At 32.1% G+C, this 18,615-nt stretch carries 14 protein-coding genes; 10 read left to right on the top strand and 4 right to left on the bottom strand.

From position 1 onward, the window contains the following. Positions 1 to 250 precede the first annotated feature (250 nt). The 7 genes from VLC96_RS10855 to VLC96_RS10825 all read left to right on the top strand — a co-directional run bounded on the left by VLC96_RS10855 (position 251) and on the right by VLC96_RS10825 (position 7,262). Positions 251 to 874, top strand: a complete 624-nt coding sequence (locus VLC96_RS10855; protein ID WP_325262878.1) for a TetR/AcrR family transcriptional regulator — start codon at positions 251 to 253, stop codon at positions 872 to 874. A 30-nt stretch (positions 875 to 904) separates the two neighbouring features. Continuing rightward, a complete protein-coding gene (locus tag VLC96_RS10850; protein WP_325262876.1) occupies positions 905 to 2,146 on the top strand; it encodes a TolC family protein in 1,242 nt (413 codons plus the stop codon). A 162-nt stretch (positions 2,147 to 2,308) separates the two neighbouring features. After that, complete coding sequence (locus VLC96_RS10845) at positions 2,309 to 3,202, top strand: HlyD family secretion protein (RefSeq protein WP_325262874.1); 894 nt, start codon at positions 2,309 to 2,311, stop codon at positions 3,200 to 3,202. A gap of 106 nt (positions 3,203 to 3,308) precedes the next feature. Further along, positions 3,309 to 4,238: an ABC transporter ATP-binding protein gene (locus VLC96_RS10840; protein ID WP_325262872.1), complete on the top strand. Its 930-nt coding sequence runs from the start codon at positions 3,309 to 3,311 to the stop codon at positions 4,236 to 4,238. Further along, positions 4,235 to 4,972 (top strand): ABC transporter ATP-binding protein, encoded by a 738-nt coding sequence (locus VLC96_RS10835; protein ID WP_325262870.1) that lies wholly within the window; start codon positions 4,235 to 4,237, stop codon positions 4,970 to 4,972. Before VLC96_RS10840 ends, VLC96_RS10835 begins: the two co-directional genes overlap by 4 nt. A gap of 65 nt (positions 4,973 to 5,037) precedes the next feature. After that, on the top strand, positions 5,038 to 6,144 hold the full coding sequence (locus VLC96_RS10830) for an ABC transporter permease (protein ID WP_325262868.1): 1,107 nt from the start codon (positions 5,038 to 5,040) through the stop codon (positions 6,142 to 6,144). 2 nt (positions 6,145 to 6,146) lie between these two features. Then, on the top strand, positions 6,147 to 7,262 hold the full coding sequence (locus VLC96_RS10825) for an ABC transporter permease (RefSeq protein ID WP_325262866.1): 1,116 nt from the start codon (positions 6,147 to 6,149) through the stop codon (positions 7,260 to 7,262). Between the two features lie 166 nt (positions 7,263 to 7,428). Here the strand turns inward: VLC96_RS10825 and VLC96_RS10820 are convergent, their stop codons facing one another. The 3 genes from VLC96_RS10820 to VLC96_RS10810 form a co-directional block, all read right to left on the bottom strand. Next, positions 7,429 to 8,280, bottom strand: coding sequence for a DUF4861 family protein (locus tag VLC96_RS10820; protein WP_325262864.1), 852 nt, complete (start codon positions 8,278 to 8,280; stop codon positions 7,429 to 7,431). 151 nt (positions 8,281 to 8,431) lie between these two features. Beyond that, entirely contained in the window at positions 8,432 to 9,859 is a 1,428-nt protein-coding gene (locus VLC96_RS10815) for a membrane dipeptidase (protein ID WP_325262862.1), read from the bottom strand. A 350-nt stretch (positions 9,860 to 10,209) separates the two neighbouring features. Continuing rightward, positions 10,210 to 12,309 carry an LTA synthase family protein gene (locus VLC96_RS10810; RefSeq protein ID WP_325262860.1) on the bottom strand — a complete coding sequence of 700 codons (2,100 nt, stop codon included), beginning with the start codon at positions 12,307 to 12,309 and terminating at the stop codon, positions 10,210 to 10,212. 175 nt (positions 12,310 to 12,484) lie between these two features. Between VLC96_RS10810 and VLC96_RS10805 the strand changes: the two genes are divergently transcribed. Then, positions 12,485 to 14,398: an outer membrane protein assembly factor BamB family protein gene (locus VLC96_RS10805; RefSeq protein WP_325262858.1), complete on the top strand. Its 1,914-nt coding sequence runs from the start codon at positions 12,485 to 12,487 to the stop codon at positions 14,396 to 14,398. A 64-nt stretch (positions 14,399 to 14,462) separates the two neighbouring features. Here VLC96_RS10805 and VLC96_RS10800 read toward each other — a convergent pair whose 3' ends face one another. Next, complete coding sequence (locus VLC96_RS10800) at positions 14,463 to 16,007, bottom strand: hypothetical protein (RefSeq protein ID WP_325262856.1); 1,545 nt, start codon at positions 16,005 to 16,007, stop codon at positions 14,463 to 14,465. Between the two features lie 154 nt (positions 16,008 to 16,161). Here VLC96_RS10800 and VLC96_RS10795 point away from each other — a divergent pair, with 154 nt between their 5' ends. After that, positions 16,162 to 17,331, top strand: a complete 1,170-nt coding sequence (locus VLC96_RS10795) for a 2-isopropylmalate synthase (RefSeq protein ID WP_325262854.1) — start codon at positions 16,162 to 16,164, stop codon at positions 17,329 to 17,331. A gap of 31 nt (positions 17,332 to 17,362) precedes the next feature. Next, a complete protein-coding gene (leuB, locus tag VLC96_RS10790) occupies positions 17,363 to 18,478 on the top strand; it encodes a 3-isopropylmalate dehydrogenase (protein WP_325262852.1) in 1,116 nt (371 codons plus the stop codon). Positions 18,479 to 18,615 lie beyond the last annotated feature (137 nt).

Here is an 18,615-nt window from a genome sequence, read left to right as displayed (position 1 = left end):
TTTTAAGATTCGGCAAATATAAATAATTAATTAAGAAAGATAAGGCTTTTTTCACAGTTTACTTTTACGTAAAGTAATGACGCTATTAATAAATTAGGGTGCTAAAATCATTGTTCAGTTTTTTTTTAATCAATTCAGACCAAAGCGTTTAAGGGTGGTTTAAAAAATAATGGATTTAATCATTTGATTAAAATTGTTGTTTAAATATAAAATATTTTCTTTATTTTTGTACAGAATAAAACTAGATGTCATGTCTAAAATAGCTAATACAAATTCACAATCTACCGAAGAAAAAATTAAAGAAGCCGCACGCAAAGTTTTTATGCGTAAAGGATTTTCGGCTACTCGGACTCGGGATATTGCCGAAGAAGCAGGCATTAATCTTGCTTTGTTGAATTATTATTTTCGAAGTAAAAAGAAACTGTTTGACGAAATCATGCAGGAAAAATTTAAAAAACTCTTTGGCGTTATAATTCCAATTTTAAATGATAATGCAACTTCGCTTGAAACAAAAATTGAATTGGTTGTTTCGGGTTATATAGAAGTTCTTTTGAAAAATCCTGATCTGCCGATTTTTGTATTAAATGAAATTAGAAAAGAAAACACAACTATCGTTCAGAATATTTCTTTTGATAAAGTCATTTTTCAATCTTCATTTATGAATCAATTAAAAGAAAAAAGAAATGATTTAAACCCAGCTCACTTTTTGATAAGTATTTTAGGAATGACAATCTTTCCATTTGTAGCAAAACCAATGATGTTATTTTCTGGTTTGACCAATGAAGATGCATTTACAGTACTGATGAATGAAAGAAAAGAATTAATTCCGATTTGGACAAAAGCAATGTTGGAATCAAATGTTCAGAATATCTAATCAATACCATAAATCAAAATGCATGTAAAAATGAATAAAATAGTACTCATGCTTTTGTTTTTCTGCCCCTTTTTCTATGGCTATTCCCAATTAAAAATAGAATCGTGTCAGGAAAAAGCAAAAGCCAATTATCCGCTGATCAAAGAATACGACCTGATTTCAAAATCCCTTGAATACACGATTTCCAACGCAAACAAAGCTTGGCTTCCTCAATTGAGCGTTACGGGTATAGCTGGTTATCTTATCAAAGGACTTCCCGAATTGCCTGGGGCTGGTGATAAAAAAGATTATATTTTTGTTGGTATTGCTCAAGTTAATCAAACTATTTATGATGGAGGAGCAATAAAAGCCAATAAAAACATAGCCAAAGCCAGCGCCGAAGTGGATAAGGCAAATGTTGATGTGGCTTTTAACAATATTAAGGAACGCGTAAATCAATTGTACTTTGGGATTTTGGTGATTGATGAACAATTGAAGCAATTGAATTTACTTAATGATAATTTGCTTCGTAACTTAAACAGCGCCAAACTTTCTAAAGACAACGGATTGGGATATCAATCAGATGTCGATGAAGTTCAAGCTGAAATTTTATCTCTTGAACAAAGAAAAATCGAATACAATTATACAAGAAAAGGGTATGTCGAAATGCTTTCTTATATGATTGGAGAATCGCTCAACGAAAACGTTCAACTCGAAATCCCATTAACTGTAGAAAATTATGCCTTAATGGAAAATAACAGAGCCGAACTTAATTTGTTTGCTAGTCAATTAAAACTTAATGAAGCATCACATGCTTTTGATAAAGTTTCTCTTTTGCCAAAAGTTGGTGTTCTTGCTGCTGGTATCGGTATAACTCCCAGTATGAGTTTGGGTGCTTCTGAAGTGTCTTCGCTTGCACTTGTTGGATTAAGCACGTCATGGGATATCTCTGGACTTTATAAATCATCAAACAATAAACAATTAGAGAAAATTCAAAAAGACCGTATCGTTGTACAACAAGAAGCATTTTTATTTACTAATAATCTGCAATTGAAACAAGCCGAAAGTGATATTGAAAAACAGAAAGCAATCCTTGCCAAAGACGATCAAATAGTAGCGATCAAAGAAAAAATTAAAAATGCATATCAACTAAAAAAGGATAATGCTTTGGTTTCAATGAACGATTTAATTACCTCAATGAACAAAGAAAGTGAGGCGCGAAGCAATAAAGCACTTCATAATGTGCAACTGCTCTTGAGCTTATACAATTATAAAACTATAAAAGGAAATTAGAACGATATGCGATATGCGATTTACAACTTACGAAATGCGATTTCTGAATTTTGATTCATCAATGGCGAATTCAGTTTAGGAGATTTAAACTCTTGAACAATATTAAATTCTTAAACCATTTTGAACTTTCAGATCATTAAACAATATTAAACTTCTTGAAATATGAAATATAAAACACTACCATTCGCAGCCTTGACTTTATTTTTATTTTCCTGTAAAAATACTGATAATGATTATGATGCTTCGGGAACTTTTGAAGCTACAGAGGTGATCGTTTCAGCAGAAGCTAACGGTCAGATTTTGGCATTTAATGTTAACGAGGGAGATGTACTAAAAGAAAATCAGCTCGTGGGTTCTATTGATAGTACTCAATTGCATTTTAATAAGATGCAATTATCGCAAAGTAAAAAAGCTATCTTGTCAGGAAGACCTGATGTTGAAGTTCAGATTGCTTCGTTGGTAGAGGAACTCAAAAATGCCATAACCGACAAAAAACGTATTGCCAATTTGGTGGCTGGAGATGTTGCTTCTCAAAAGCAATTGGATGATGCCAATACTCGTATTGCTATTTTGAAATCAAAAATGGAAGCGTTAAAAAACAGTTTGAACACAACAACCTCATCTCTTAATGAGCAAGGAACTACCGTTAATGCTCAGGTGGCACAAATTAATGACCAATTAAAAAAATGTAAAATCATTAATCCTATAAACGGAACTGTTCTTGTTAAATATTCGAATGCCTTTGAAATGACAATGATTGGGCGTCCGCTTTATAAAATTGCAGATGTTAAAAACATGATTTTGAGAGCGTATGTAACGTCAAGCCAGCTTTCGCAAATAAAACTCAATCAAAAGGTTAAGGTTTTTGTCGATTTTGGTAAAGATGCAAAGAAAGAATATGCAGGAACAATCAGCTGGATATCCGACAAATCCGAATTCACTCCCAAAACCATTCAGACAAAGGATGAAAGAGCCAACTCGGTTTATGCAGTTAAAATCGCTGTTCCAAATGACGGTTTTCTGAAGATTGGAATGTATGGGGAAATTAAGATTTAGTAGTCAGTAATCAGTTTTCAGTGATCAGTCTAGTTCATAGTCCATAGTCTTTCTTAATTCAAACTTAGAAACTCAGTAGCTCAGTAACTCAGAAACTCAAAAAAAAATGAATGTCGTTTCGGTAAAACAAATCAATAAAAGTTATGCCAAGCATAAAGCCTTAGATAATATTTCTTTTGAGGTAAAATCTGGTGAACTCTTTGGTATCATTGGACCAGATGGAGCAGGGAAAACCACGCTGTTTCGAATTCTGACTACGCTTTTATTACCTGACAGCGGAGAAGTTTCTGTCGTTGGCTTAGATGTTGTCAAAAATTTCAGAGAGATCCGAAATCATGTTGGCTATATGCCTGGTCGATTTTCATTGTATCAGGATTTGACCGTTGAGGAAAATCTTAATTTTTTTGCAACGGTCTTTAATACCACTATTGAAGAAAATTACCATTTGATAGAAGATATTTACAAACAAATTGAACCATTTAAAGATAGATGTGCCGGTGCTTTATCGGGTGGAATGAAACAAAAACTGGCGTTGAGTTGCGCTTTGATTCATAAACCATCTGTTTTATTTCTGGATGAACCAACTACTGGAGTTGACCCTGTTTCAAGGAAAGAATTTTGGGAAATGCTCAAAAGACTTCAAAAACAAGGAATTGCAATTTTAGTTTCGACTCCTTATATGGACGAAGCCACATTGTGTGACCGAATTGCACTTATCACCGAAGGGAAAATCCTGAAAATTGAAACTCCCGAAAATATAATCAAGCAGTTTGACAACATTTTATGGGCGGTTCAAAGTAATGATATGCATACACTTTTGAATGATGTCCGATCAAATAAAAACGTGCTGACTTGTTTTGCATTTGGAGAAAGCCTTCATGTTACCATTTCGAATGAAAATTATTCAATGAATGAATTGAAGAAGTTTCTAGAAGAAAAAGGGCACAAGGAAATTTATATTGAGGCAATTGAAGCCACTATTGAAGACTGTTTTATGGATTTGGGAAACGATAGTAATAAAACTATGAAGGCATGAAAGTAATTGAAGTAAATAATCTTGTAAAACGATTTGGGGCATTTACCGCCGTGAATAAAATTTCGTTAGAAGTAGAACAAGGCGAAATATTTGGTTTTCTGGGAGCGAATGGAGCAGGAAAAACTACTGCAATGCGAATGTTATGCGGATTAAGCATTCCAACCGAAGGCAGCGGCATAGTAGCAGGTTTTGATATTAAAAAAAAGCCTGAAATGATTAAGAAAAACATCGGTTACATGAGTCAGAAGTTTTCTTTGTATAATGATTTAAAGGTTTGGGAAAACATTCGATTGTTTGGAGGGATTTATGGAATGGACGAAAAAAGTATTGCCGACAAAACGGATGCATTATTAAAAACATTAAATTTTGAAAGCGAACGCAATACAATGGTAAAAGATTTGCCATTAGGCTGGAAACAGAAATTAGCCTTTTCGGTTTCCATTTTTCATAATCCTAAAATTGTTTTTTTAGATGAACCAACAGGAGGTGTTGACCCGTTTACACGCAGGCAATTTTGGGAATTAATTTATAAAGCTGCCGCAGATGGAATTACCATTTTTGTAACGACACACTATATGGATGAAGCCGAATATTGCGACAGGGTTTCTATCATGGTGGATGGAAAAATTGAAGCCCTAGATACCCCCAAAAACCTGAAGAAACAGTTTGATGCTAAAAGTATGGATGAAGTTTTTCAGAAATTAGCAAGAAAAGCAACCCGTCAAGCGGATTAATGAATTAGTCCTTAGTAAATAGAAACTCGTAATTCGCAATCGTAATTCGTAATTCGTAAATCAAAATGAAACAATTTATAACATTTGTCAGAAAGGAATTTTATCATATTTTTCGGGATGTACGTACGATGATGATACTGCTGTTAATGCCGATTATCCAGATTATACTTTTCGGATTTGCTATTACGACTGAAGTTAAAAATTCCAAAATTGCAATTTACGACCCTTCCAAAGATATTTCGTCGCAACGAATAATTGAACGTATAAAAGCTAGTGAGTACTTTGAATCATCAAGATATTTAACTAATTCATCCGAATTAAAAGATGTTTTTAAGGATGGAAAAGTAGGTTTGGTTATAGTTTTTAGTGAGAATTTTAATGAAACGTTGATGCATACAGGTAAAGCACAAGTGCAATTACTCGCCGATGCAACTGATCCAAATACAGCCACTACTTTGACTAATTATGCCTCGGCAATTATAGGCAGTTATCAGCGTGATTTGGTAATGCAAAAGAATGTTCCTTTTCAAATTGTGCCAGAAATAAAATTGCTTTACAACCCACAAATGAAAAGTGCATACAACTTTGTTCCGGGAGTTTTAGGAATGATATTGATGCTAATTTGTGCCATGATGACTTCTATTTCGATTGTTCGGGAAAAAGAGTTAGGAACTATGGAAATATTGCTCGCTTCACCAATGAAACCCATCTTTATTATTTTGGCAAAAGCAGTGCCGTATTTTTTTATATCCTGTGTAAATCTGGCAACTGTATTACTTTTATCCGTTTATGTTCTGGGTGTACCCATTGCCGGGAGCTTATTTTGGCTAATTATTGTATGCTTGTTATTTATCCTGGTGTCTCTTTCTTTAGGGCTTTTGGTTTCAACGATTACCGATTCGCAACTGGCCGCAATGCTAATTTCAGGGATGGTTTTTATGATGCCAGTAATGTTACTTTCTGGAATGATGTTCCCGACGGAAAATATGCCCATTGCGTTACAGTGGATTTCGAATATAATTCCTGCAAAATGGTTTATCATTATTGTAAAAGACATTATGATAAAAGGAGTTGGAATCGCTTCGGTTTGGAAAGAAGTCTCAGTACTTTGCATTATGGCATTGGTACTGATTATTGTCAGTTTGAAAAATTTTAAAATTAGATTGGAGTAGTTATGCTGAAGTTTTTATTAGAAAAAGAATTCAAACAGATTATCAGAAATTCATTCATTCCAAGAATGATTATAGGCTATCCTTTAATGGCTATTTTGGTATTCCCATTGGCAGCCAATTTTGAGGTAAAGAATATCAATTTGTGTGTGATTGATAACGATCACAGCAGTTATTCAAGACAAATGATTCAAAAGATTAGTTCTGGGGGATATTTTAAATTGACCGAAGTAGCCGCCAATTATAATCAAGGATTAAAAAGCATAGAAACCGATAAATCTGATATAATCCTGGAGATACCTGCAAATTTTGAAAAGGATTTAGTTCGTGATCAAAATGCGAAAGTGATGATTTCGGCAAATACAGTTAACGGTACTAAAGGAGGGCTTGGGAGCGCTTATTTATCAAGCGTTATTGCTGATTATTCAAATCAAATTCGTAGCCAATGGATTGGTCCTCAAATGACTTCTTCTCTCAGTCCGATTATTGAAATAGTGCCACACAACCAATTTAATCCACATCTTAGTTACAAAATTTTTATAGTTCCCGCTTTGATGGTAATGATACTTACACTGTTATGCGGTTTTCTTCCTGCATTGAATATTGTTGGGGAAAAAGAAAGCGGTACGATGGAACAAATAAACGTAACGCCTATCACCAAAGGAATGTTCATTTTTGCTAAACTAATTCCGTATTGGATTATTGGATTCATAGTATTAACCATCAGCTTTGCAGTCGCATATTTCGCTTATGGTTTAATTCCAGCAGGAAATATGGCTACAATTTACTTATTTGCAACAATATATATACTAGGGGTTTCAGGTTTAGGATTAGTAATATCCAACTATTCGAATACGATGCAACAGGCAATGTTTGTAATTTTTTTCTTCATGCTCATTCTAATATTACTCAGTGGATTATTCACCCCGGTTGAAAGTATGCCACAATGGGCTCAATATGTCACGACCTTAAACCCCCTTAAATATTTCATGCAGGTAATGCGTCTTGTTTATTTAAAAGGAAGCAGTATTTCCGAATTGGGTTCGCAACTTATAGCACTCGTGACTTTTGCAATTGTTTTTAATACCCTCGCTATCTTAAGTTATAAGAAGACCAATTAGTCACGGATAATACCTGTTTATGTATCCGAGCGAGAGTTATTTCACAGAGATTCACAGAGTAAAGCGTAAAGATTCGCAAAGATTATTTCCAAATCTCTGCGAATCTCTGTGAAACCTCGTGTATCTCTGTGTAATTACTATGTGAGAATCGGTGACTATTAGGCCATTATTTCTTTACATAAGAAACTAATTTATCAAATGTGTTTAGTTCTTGTTCTTTAGCGCATGAAGAAAGTATTGTAGTTTCTAAATGATTAGTTGGTTTAGATACTAATAAATATTGAGTTCCGTCATCAACATTTTTTACATAATCTTTTGGATTGTATTTGATTGCAGCACCAACTTCGATACTTTCTGCAGCAACATCTTCTGGGTGTAATCCCCAAACTGCGATATAATTGGCACCTTTATCTGATTTGAAATCTTTGAAATAATTTACTCCGGTAACAAATTGCACTTTTGTTTTGCTTAAACAAATAGCTTCCACTTTAGCTTCTCTTTTTCCTGAAAATACCGTTACACGAATTAGAATATCAACTTTTCCTCCTTTGTATGGCACTCCTTTAGAAATCATTTCCATCCAAGAAGTGTTATCTGTTTTTCCCACACGAGCCAAACGATTAGAAACAGGATTCAGTGGCACTACTTTTTCGCCGTCCCAAAGTTTTACCCCTCCAAGTCCAACAGTATTAGCAACTTTATAATAATCAGCTCCCCAAACCCCTTTTTGTTGTTCTGGAGTTGGATACCAACTTGCTCCTTTTAATTCTAATCCTGGTTTTTGTTTTGAATACACATCAATAGCCACTTTTTCGCTAAAATAAATTCGTAATGCCATCCATTCGTTTTCAATTGCAGGTCCATGATGTCCAATTGTTTTGTATAAATCTCCTGATTCTGAACCTATATCTGTTAGATATGTAATCTTATCCGATTTCATATACAAACTTGTATCTGTATTGTTTTGACCAAAACAAATACCACAAAAAAGCAAAAAGGCAACAAATGATATTTTCATAACTATTATGATTATTTATTAAAATTAATTTTCACAAAGCTAAGTAAAATAAGGGTTTGTTTGAAATTTTAAAAATAAAAATGAGGTAAAATTTTGTTTTGATGTAGTCAGTTTTTCTGTTGGCAAAACCATATTAAAGGCAAAAGATTTTCTAACGATAGAACTTCTGCACAAACTGATACGTATTATCTCCCATTACGCGGTTTACAATTTCTTCTGGATCAATGCGATTGTGTGGTTGAGTTAGATTATTGGGAAATTCTTTGATGTAATTGTGAGCTTGCATCAAAAGATAATCTGAAAGTGTAGGGTAGTTTTCTGCTGTCCAAAATCCGTTTAGGGGATTTATCATTCCGTCAAAATCGCTTCCAAGACTTTGAATTCCCCAGGCAAAAAGACCTTTGGAGTCTAATAATTCGGCAATATGCTGAATTTGTCTCCAAATTAAAACGGAAGAATGGAACAGCACTTTTCGTCTTTCCAGACCATGAGTTTTTTTTAATTCATTATCTCCAGCAGCCACGATGCGTCTTTCATCAAGCTGGATGCCAAATAAACCACTGGTTTCTGCAATTTTGATTATTTCATCATCATAAAAATTAATATCATCTTTCAGAAAAAAATGCTTGTCTTTTTCATTACCAATTACTGCGCCATGACTTACAATTACTGGAATTTCTTCATCTTTATATTTTGTTTCCAATAGATTAAAATATTCCAATCTTGATTTGCGGCTCATGTGTTTAATGTCGATTAAAATTCTTTTATTATTAGAATTGTCCAGCAATTTTTCTAGGACCATAAGGCCTAATGGAGTGAATCCTTCGTTCATACCATAACTTTGATCTGTAGCTTTTTTTACAATGCCTGTCAGACTTTGGGCATGACCACACAACTCATTATAGAAATGATGCGCAAGGGTAATAAATACCGGACGATGTTCCCAGTTTTTAACTCTATCCACGTTCGCAAGTACCAACTCTGGGTTTGCTGGATTCGTTTTTGGACTTATTCCTGTTCCAAAGGCATGACCGCCTTCAAACGTGACAAATACAGCTATTGAGTTTATCTTTTTATCTTCAGTTGTATCTTGATTTAGAATTATATCCAGATCTGTGGCATTTTTTGCAAGTATGTATTGATAGTTCGCACGATCCGCAAGTGTAACTTTTTTTCCATCTAATTGTTTAAGATAATTATATTCATTTTCGAGATCAGAAAAATAATCAGTAATAGACTGAATAAAATCAATCCTTTTTTTACCAACCGAAGTTATAAAATTCAGAAGCATGTCGTTGAAGTCTCCAGTCTTGAGTTTATTATCAAAAAAGCTTCGTTCGATTGGATAAAGAGAGGCAAATACAATTCCGGTATTACCAAAACCCATAGCCGAAAAACTACTCTGTCGGTATTTAACGATTCCACCTAAAAGGTCAATAAGTTTTTCAAGAAAGTTGGGCGGATCATAATACCAAATGGAACTATTGGTAAGTGGACTTTTGCTGTTTTCTTTTGATGGAAAGCTATGTCCATAAGATTTCATAGTTGGGTGAACGTGAATGTCTGCAAAGTATTTCATAGTTCGGCTATTTAAGAATTTATCTATTGACGTTTTTACATTTTAATTATTAAGGTTTTATAAAAAAGAAGTACTAGCAATAGTCATTTACTTTAGAATTGATTTTTATTGTAAAGTATTGAAAACTAAAATATTGACTATTAAAATTAGAACTTATTTTTGGATTAAACATCAATTTTAGAATATATCTTAATGAACCAAAAACGTTGAAAAAAAATTTATGTCGATTAGGTAGTTTTCTAATATGAAAAAAGCCCACAGTATAATTACCGCAGGCATTTGTTATTAGTTAAGAATAAAAATAGTTTTAAAAACTTTGCAGCTCGGCTATTAAGAAGCTAAGCAACTCTTTAATCAACTTTCTGGTAGTTCTTTTTCTTCAATATATCAGAAGCAGTTTGATAAAAAGAAACTGTTTCATTAACCAAATCAGTTCTTTCTTTTTTCAAAGGAACTTGATTGTAATAAATTTGAAATTCAGGAGCCACTTTTTGATCTGGTTTTAATGTCAGCTGAAACTGTTTTACAGTTTGTTTTGGAGAAAGAATCGTTAAAACATTGTCTTTTATCAATCCCAAATCCTGATATGTCGCGATTAAAGCTCTTGGTTTATAATCAGATTTTAAAACATCTTGTCCGTAAAATTTAGTTTGGTAATTGAAATGCAATAAACCAAAAAGTGTAGGCATCACATCAATTTGTGACATCACATTCGAATATTTTTGAGGTTGAACAAAACCGGGACTATAAATCATAGCTGGAATTCTGTATTTATCCACAGGAAGTTCAGTTTTGCCAGCACTAGAAGCGCAATGATCTGCAAGAATCACAAATACAGTATTTTTGAACCAAGGCTGTTTCCTTGCCAACTCAAAGAATTTTCTCAAAGCATAATCAGTATATTTTACACCTCCATCTCGAGATTTTGCATCGCCAGGAATATCGATTTTCCCATTAGGATACGTAAAAGGGCGGTGATTACTGACTGTCATCCAATGATTAAAAAAGGGTTTGCCTTCTGTGGCTTCTTTATTCATGACTTTTATAGCTTTCTCTGCCATGTCTTCATCACAAACTCCCCAAATATTGGCAAAAGTAACTTCCTCTGAAGTAAGTGATTTTTTATCCACTATATCATAACCATTTCCGGAAAAAAAGTCTTCCATGTTGTCAAAAAAAGCATCTCCACCATAAAGAAACTTAACGTTATAACCTTTCTCTTTAAAAATAGAACCTGTAGAAAATTTGTCTTTATTGTCTTTTCTTTTCACCACACTTTCGCCGGCGGTGGGAGGAAAACATAAAGTTACAGCTTCTAAACCACGTACTGTTCTGTTACCAACCGCATATAAATTTGTAAACAACAAACTTTTTTGTGCAAGTTCATCAAGGAATGGGGTAATGTTTTTATCATTACCATACGCTTTCATGAATTCGGCACTGTAACTTTCAATGGTGATTAGAACGACATTTTTGGGAGTATTTGCACTATCACTTTTAATAGTTCTCAGCGTCGAAACACCAGTGATAGTTGGAATTTGTTTTTCTAGTAAAGCAAAAGCTTCATTTTCAGGTAAAGTTTTGTAAAATTTAAAATAATCCAACTCACTATTCATAAAAGCTAAATAAAAACGGTACATTCCATTGGCTTGCAGCTCGTTAGTGAAAACATTTTGTGAATTTTCTTTTTTAGCTAATGAAGGAACAGCATATAAAGCAATACCAAACAAAGCAAGATAAATTACTGATATTTTTAATTTCTCTGTAAAAGTTGGAATTTCATCAATATAGTTTCTGGTTCTTTTGATGATAAAATAAGTAACAATTCCCGCTATTAAAAATAATGCTGAAAATAAAGGAACCACAGGATATGACTCCATAATGTTTCCGATTACTTCATTTGTGTAAACCAAATAATTTACTGCGATAAAATTGTATTTAACTCCAAATTCATTCCAAAAAAAGTATTCGCTTATAGCATTTTGGAGAATAAGTACAACGTATAAAAACATCACAAAAGCGAATAACCAGAATCTGATTTTGCTTCTGTATTTTGGTAAAAAAAGTAAAAGTCCGAATAATAATGTTTTGAGTCCAACGAAAATCAGACCGATTTTTGGCAAAGCGCCACCATATTCGTTTAAGATAGTTTTACCAGATGCGACGTAAAAAAATAATGCTACAAATAAACCGAAAATGATATAACCGTACGGTTTGTAATATTTTGAATTGGATATAAAAATAAGATATAACCACAAGAATGCTGCAGCAATCACAAAAACAAATAAATCTGAAACAAGTCCAATTGTAAATATTTTTAAACTATCTATAAATACAAATGAGCTTTGTGTTATAGGATGAAACATCAAAATAATTCGGAGAAGGAAACTTACAATAATATAGAAAAGAGCAAGATTATAAAAAGGAGAAAACTTTTTTAAAAGATTCATAGGGCTTAATTTTTCGGCAAAAATACAAATAGAATAATGTTTTATATGCTAAATATTTAATTTTAATTTGATTTTATATATTTTTTTAACAATTTTTAGGCAGTAAATATCCTAAAAACAGTCATGATTTCTAAAGTTTCTATTATCTTTGAATCCTAACCTATTAATTAATATTATGAAAAAAACTACAATTGCATTATTGCTGTTTTTGCTGAGTTATGTTGGATTTGCTCAGCGCAATGCAGACGAAATTTTAAAAATGAATTCAAAAATCGATGATCTTATCCAAAATCCAATTACAGGAATTATTGTAATAAAAGAAGGTACCGTGGTCAGAGGAATTGATCCAAATACCAAAGCCGAAATTTGGAATTTCGACGCCAATGTTGCAATTAAAGCTACTTCTTTAGAATCAATTGAAGCTTTAAATAGTGCAAAGATAGACACTGAAACCTTATTTAAAAGTAAGCGAATTTTAAAAAATATTGATGGTACTCCATACGTAGAAGGATTTGTAAATTATAAAACCATTTTAATTAATACTATGGATGGTAAAGTAGTTTATAATTCGGCAAACTATAAATATCTTGTGTACAACAGTCAGTTTTTATACGGACAAAATGAATATTTAGTAAAAGGGGTTGAAGATGGAAAAGTTATTGCTTCTTTAATTGACTTAAATACTGGAGATGTAAAATGGAAAACTATTCAAGGAGAGGCTAAAAGTATGTTTTCTGCAATGTTTACTTTTAAAGCAAATATGTCCAATGAAGCAGTAATAAGTGATACGATGATTTATTCTCTTTATTTTGGAAAATTATCCGCACTTGACAGAGCTACAGGAAATTTGAAATGGGTAGGTGATATTGAATATACTAAAGTTTTTCCAACTCAAAATAATAAAAATTTAGTTGTTATAAATAGTAAAGGAATGTTGTCTGCAAAGCAATATCTAAATGTTTTAGATGTTGAAACCGGCAAAGCAATTTGGGAAGATGCTATAAAAACAAATTATATTGTTTACTTAGAAGATTGGGGAGATAAAATTTTAGTAGCTCATTATAGTGGTTTTAACTTCTTTAATTTGAAAGACGGAAGCAAACTTTGGAAAAAAGATGCCCGTGGTGACGGATTGAAAAAAGTAATTCCAATAGATGGTGATTATCTTTATGTAGCCGAAAATGAAATGATGTTGATTGATAAAGATGGTCAAAAGAAATGGAAAAATTTTATCGAAATATCTGATGATAAAGAAGATGCTATTAATTACTTAGGTAAAGTTGATGATAAAGTAATGTATTTAACGGCTACTTATGGTAACATGGTTGATTACAAAACAGGTAAAAAATTGTGGAAAGGTAATTTGAAGTTTAATGCAAAACGCCCTTTATTAAATGTTTATGACGAAGAAAATGACTCTTTTTTAGTTTATAATGACGAGGAACTTTTTAAATTTAATACTAAAATAACTGATAAGCCAGATTCTTTTGCTAAAGTAAATATCAAAAAAGAAAAAGAATTAAATGCAATTGAATTGTTTCCATGGGGAGTTTGTCTTTCAGGTCCAACTGAAGTAATGGGAGTGAGTAAAGATGGGAAAGTTATATATCATAATGTTTATACTCAGCCTGGTGATGGTGGTAGAGCTTGGGGACAAGCACTTTCTACAGCTGGTTCTATTGGTTTTGGGATTGCTTCTGGAGTGAATGGTGTAATGGGTTCTGAGTGGACGATGACAACAATTGATCCAGCTACAGGAAAAGAAGTTAAATCTGTGGTAAAAGCCAAAAACGAATCACAATTAAAGCTTGCTGATCGTCAAAATGTTAGCTCAGCTGAATTAGCTAAGATTGCAAATAGATTTAGTCAACGTTTTGAAGCGATGAAACAAAATCATGATTTCTCATATATTTTTGCAAGAGATGAAGCTTCCGATAATAAAGTTTTAGTAAAAATAAGAAAAGATGATGGTAAAGAAGTAGATAAAATAATGTTTGGAAATATTCGTCCTGTCTATGAAATTGACCCTGCTACACAATCTATTTATTATATTTTAGATAAGGAATTAAAAATTTTCAAAAAGATATAATCCAAAATTTAACTCATAGATACTACCAAAAAAAGCTTCCAATTCGGAAGCTTTTTCTGTTATTTTACCTATTATTCAATCTGGCTTTTTCTTTAATAATATCACTTATTTTTCGATTTTCAATTTTGCTTTCGAGCCAAGAAATGATGTCTAAATATAAAAAAGCTCTTTTTTCATAAGTATCTTTTTCTAATTCAATAAAGCGCTCTCTCATTTTGATAAATTCTTTTTTAATATCACTAGGGTATAAGCTGCTTAAGTTTTTTAAGAAACGAATAATCTCTTTTTGAACCTTATGGAGGTCATTCATCTTGATTAAAAATTTATAAGTACTTAACAGCTGACTTTCTAAATTGAAATCTTTGCCAGATTCATAATGTGCGATTAAACACAGCAAACGCGCAAAACAAGCTAAATCTTCACGAACATAAAGATTTTTGTTATTGATAATTTTCTCTAGATAAACAATGCATTCCTGATATTTTTCAATTCCAAAATAAATGGAAGCAATTTTGTAATAAAACAACATTTCGTGATGCTCATCCAAATGTTCATTGTGGATTTTTATCTTGTTTAGGATTTCAGGAATCAAATATTCGCTTTCGGCAAAAGTTCCTTCAAGAATATGATAGTTTAACTTATTATTGTACAAATAAAGAAAAGACAAAGAAGCAACATTGTCATTGACAGGAAATCTTGGATCACTTATGGTTTCTTCTAAAAGATTTAAATATTTTTTGAAATTGGTTTTGTATTTTAACATGAATAATGACTCCAATAAATAATGATTTCCTTTTAAGAAAAACACCGGATTTAGGAAAACCATATTGGTATTGTCATAAAATAAGGTTACCCATTTCATTGCATATTTGTAACAGGAAAGAAAATCCTGAACTAGGAAACTACGCCATAAATTAGCATTATAAAACCAATATTTCTCTCTAAAACCAAATTTTGATTGATTGAGATGTGCCGTATGTTTAACAAAATAATCATCTATATATTTGTATTCTTCATCACTTTTTACATAGCCCGTTTTGAGCATAATGCCATATAATTGTAGCGATAAATTTGATAATTTACTTGAAATCGTATTTTTATAATTTAATTCCTTGGCCTGAATTACTAATTCGTCAGCACGTCCTTGAATACTTCTGGTAATGTATTGTGATTCAATGAGTTTTTCAAATTCAACAATTTCAAAAGCCATGTATTTTTCATCATTTTCAATAGCTTGTTGTTTGGTTTTGTCTAATATTTTCAAACTTTGTTTATAAAGACCTTTATTGTAAAGGATTACGGCAAAATCAATTTGTTCCCGAAGTTGATATCTAATATTCTGGCTGGGAATATTCAAGCGAATACTAACCAAAATTTGTTTGTAGAGGTAGGATTTTAAATTAGACAATTGTACTTTTTTGATAGTTCCGCTTTTTAAGATGGCTTTTTCATCATAAACTTCGGACTTATCCAGAATATTAAATAATTCAATAAACTTAGTATTTGAACTAGTCTCCAAACGACTTGCAAATATTTTAAATTGTCTTTTTTCAGATTTAGAGAGGGATTTTATTAAGACAAATAAAAAATCTTTTTGATTGTTAGCCATTGTATTATAAAAGTATTTAACTAATTGATTTTTAGTAAGTTGAGTTGTTATTTTTCGCTTTATAAATAGTATATTTACTTAAAAGTAGGTTTGTTTTTGAGTAAATGAAAAGTAAATTTGTTTCAAGATGTGAAATTACATTAAATAAATTAAAATGAATAGAGAGAAAGTCCAAATTTTTGATACCACTTTAAGAGACGGTGAGCAGGTCCCTGGCTGTAAATTAGACACCAAGCAAAAACTCGTTATAGCCAATCGCCTTGACGAAATGGGGGTAGACATCATTGAAGCTGGATTTCCCGTTTCTAGTCCAGGTGATTTTTTATCGGTTACTGAAATTTGTAAAATTGTAAAAAACGCTACAGTTTGTGGTTTGACCAGAGCTGTAGAAAATGACATCAATGTAGCAGCTGAAGCTTTGAAGTATGCAGCTAGACCGAGAATTCATACTGGTATTGGGACTTCTGATTCACATATTTATCACAAATTACAAACTACTCCTGAAGATATAATTGCAAGAGCCAAACATGCTGTCGCACATGCAAAAAAATATGTTGAAGATGTAGAATTTTATGCTGAAGATGCTGGTAGAACAGATAATGCTTTTTTGGCAAGAGTATGTGAAGAAGTAATCAAATCGGGAGCTACAGTTCTTAACATTCCTGATACAACAGGATATTGTTTACCAGAAGAATATGGAGCTAAAATAAAATATCTTAAAGAGAATGTAAAAGGTATAGAAAATGTAACTATTTCTTGTCATTGTCATAATGATTTAGGAATGGCTACTGCAAATTCTATTTCTGGTGCAATAAATGGAGCTCGTCAAATAGAATGTACAATAAATGGAATAGGTGAGAGAGCTGGAAATACTGCTTTAGAAGAAGTAGTGATGGTTTTTAAGCAGCATCCATATTTAAATTTATATACAGATATTGACAGTAAACAATTGAACGAAATGAGTCGATTGGTTTCTGATAGTATGGGAATGATTGTGCAGCCAAACAAAGCGATTGTTGGTGCTAATGCTTTTGCACACAGTTCTGGAATTCATCAAGATGGCGTGATAAAAAATAGAGCGACGTATGAAATCATGGATCCTTTGGATGTTGGTGTTAATGAGTCGTCAATTATTCTAACTGCTAGAAGTGGAAGAGCAGCTTTGGCTTATAGAGCTAAAAAAGTAGGTTATGAATTAACCAAAACACAGTTGGATATTGTATATATCGAGTTTTTAAAATTTGCTGATGTCAAAAAAGAAGTTTTAGATAATGATATTCATCAAATTATTGAAGCTAGTAAAATATACGTTAATAACTTTTAATGATTAAAAACTACTTTAAAAATAAATAAAAATGAACTTAAAAATAGCAGTACTTTCAGGTGATGGAATAGGTCCAGAGGTAATCTTACAGGCTAAAAAAGCTTTGTACGCTATTAGTGTTGCCTATGATCATGAGTTTATTTTTGAAGATGCTTTAATTGGAGCTGTTGCCATCGAAAAAACAAGAAATCCTTTGCCAGAACAAACTTTAAATCTTTGTTTAAACACAGATGCTGTATTGTTTGGTGCTATCGGAAATCCCAAATATGATAACAATCCAGAGTCTAAAGTTCGCCCCGAGCAGGGATTATTAAAACTTAGACAAGAATTAGGTTTATATGCCAATATTAGACCAATAAAGCCATTTAAAAATCTTTTAGATGCTTCTCCGATAAAAAAAGAGGTAATTGAAAATGTAGATTTTGTAATTTATAGAGAGTTAACTGGCGGATCTTATTATGGTGAAAAAACGATGAATGAAGAAGGAACATTTGCTTCTGACATTTGTGAATATTCAGAAAATGAAATAAATCGTATTACGCATCAAGCTTTTAAAGCAGCACGAAACAGAAGAAAAAAAGTAACATTGGTAGATAAATCAAATGTACTCGAAACTTCCAGATTGTGGAGAAAATTGGTTAAAGAAATTGCCAAACAATATCCAGATGTAAAATTGGAATGCCAATATATCGATAATGTTGCGATGCAAATAATTACTGATCCAAAACAATATGACGTAATATTAACCGAAAATTTATTTGGTGATATTCTATCAGATGAAGCTTGTGCAATTATGGGATCTATAGGGTTAATGGCATCAGCGTCAGTTGGAGATAATAAAGCGTTATTTGAACCTATTCATGGTTCATATCCTCAGGCAAAAAAGAAAAATATTGCAAATCCGATTGCTTCAATTTTATCAGCAGCAATGTTATTAGAACATTTTGGATTACAAACTGAAGCCAGAAAAGTTTATGAAGCAGTTGAAAAAGCAATTGAATATAAAGTAGTTACCGTTGATTTAAATCCTGATTCAAGATTTGGTACAAATGATGTTGGGGATTTTATTTCAAATGTAATATTAAGCAAAGATGACTTATATTTTAAAAACGATAATGTTCAGATTGGACAGTCAACTATCGTTTAGTTAATAAAAGTCATAAAATATTGATTTATATCACTAAAAACTGTTAGTTTGTTGATAAAAAGTTTTTTGTTTTAGATTTTTTTTATACTTTTGCAAAGTCAAAAAAAAAGAAAATGAAACGCATTATCAACGTCCTT

The sequence above is a fragment of the Flavobacterium sp. genome, from assembly GCF_035456085.1.
Classification (GTDB): Bacteria; Bacteroidota; Bacteroidia; order Flavobacteriales; family Flavobacteriaceae; genus Flavobacterium.
This window is presented reverse-complemented; position numbering and strand designations above follow the sequence as displayed.

Excerpts from the sequence above, each read along its gene's own strand:
- VLC96_RS10855 (WP_325262878.1), top strand. The coding sequence starts at position 251 with ATGTCTAAAATAGCTAATACAAATTCACAATCTACCGAAGAAAAAATT.
- VLC96_RS10850 (WP_325262876.1), top strand. The coding sequence starts at position 905 with ATGAATAAAATAGTACTCATGCTTTTGTTTTTCTGCCCCTTTTTCTAT.
- VLC96_RS10845 (WP_325262874.1), top strand. The coding sequence starts at position 2,309 with ATGAAATATAAAACACTACCATTCGCAGCCTTGACTTTATTTTTATTT.
- VLC96_RS10840 (WP_325262872.1), top strand. The coding sequence starts at position 3,309 with ATGAATGTCGTTTCGGTAAAACAAATCAATAAAAGTTATGCCAAGCAT.
- VLC96_RS10835 (WP_325262870.1), top strand. The coding sequence starts at position 4,235 with ATGAAAGTAATTGAAGTAAATAATCTTGTAAAACGATTTGGGGCATTT.
- VLC96_RS10830 (WP_325262868.1), top strand. The coding sequence starts at position 5,038 with ATGAAACAATTTATAACATTTGTCAGAAAGGAATTTTATCATATTTTT.
- VLC96_RS10825 (WP_325262866.1), top strand. The coding sequence starts at position 6,147 with ATGCTGAAGTTTTTATTAGAAAAAGAATTCAAACAGATTATCAGAAAT.
- VLC96_RS10820 (WP_325262864.1), bottom strand. The coding sequence starts at position 8,280 with ATGAAAATATCATTTGTTGCCTTTTTGCTTTTTTGTGGTATTTGTTTT.
- VLC96_RS10815 (WP_325262862.1), bottom strand. The coding sequence starts at position 9,859 with ATGAAATACTTTGCAGACATTCACGTTCACCCAACTATGAAATCTTAT.
- VLC96_RS10810 (WP_325262860.1), bottom strand. The coding sequence starts at position 12,309 with ATGAATCTTTTAAAAAAGTTTTCTCCTTTTTATAATCTTGCTCTTTTC.
- VLC96_RS10805 (WP_325262858.1), top strand. The coding sequence starts at position 12,485 with ATGAAAAAAACTACAATTGCATTATTGCTGTTTTTGCTGAGTTATGTT.
- VLC96_RS10800 (WP_325262856.1), bottom strand. The coding sequence starts at position 16,007 with ATGGCTAACAATCAAAAAGATTTTTTATTTGTCTTAATAAAATCCCTC.
- VLC96_RS10795 (WP_325262854.1), top strand. The coding sequence starts at position 16,162 with ATGAATAGAGAGAAAGTCCAAATTTTTGATACCACTTTAAGAGACGGT.
- leuB (WP_325262852.1), top strand. The coding sequence starts at position 17,363 with ATGAACTTAAAAATAGCAGTACTTTCAGGTGATGGAATAGGTCCAGAG.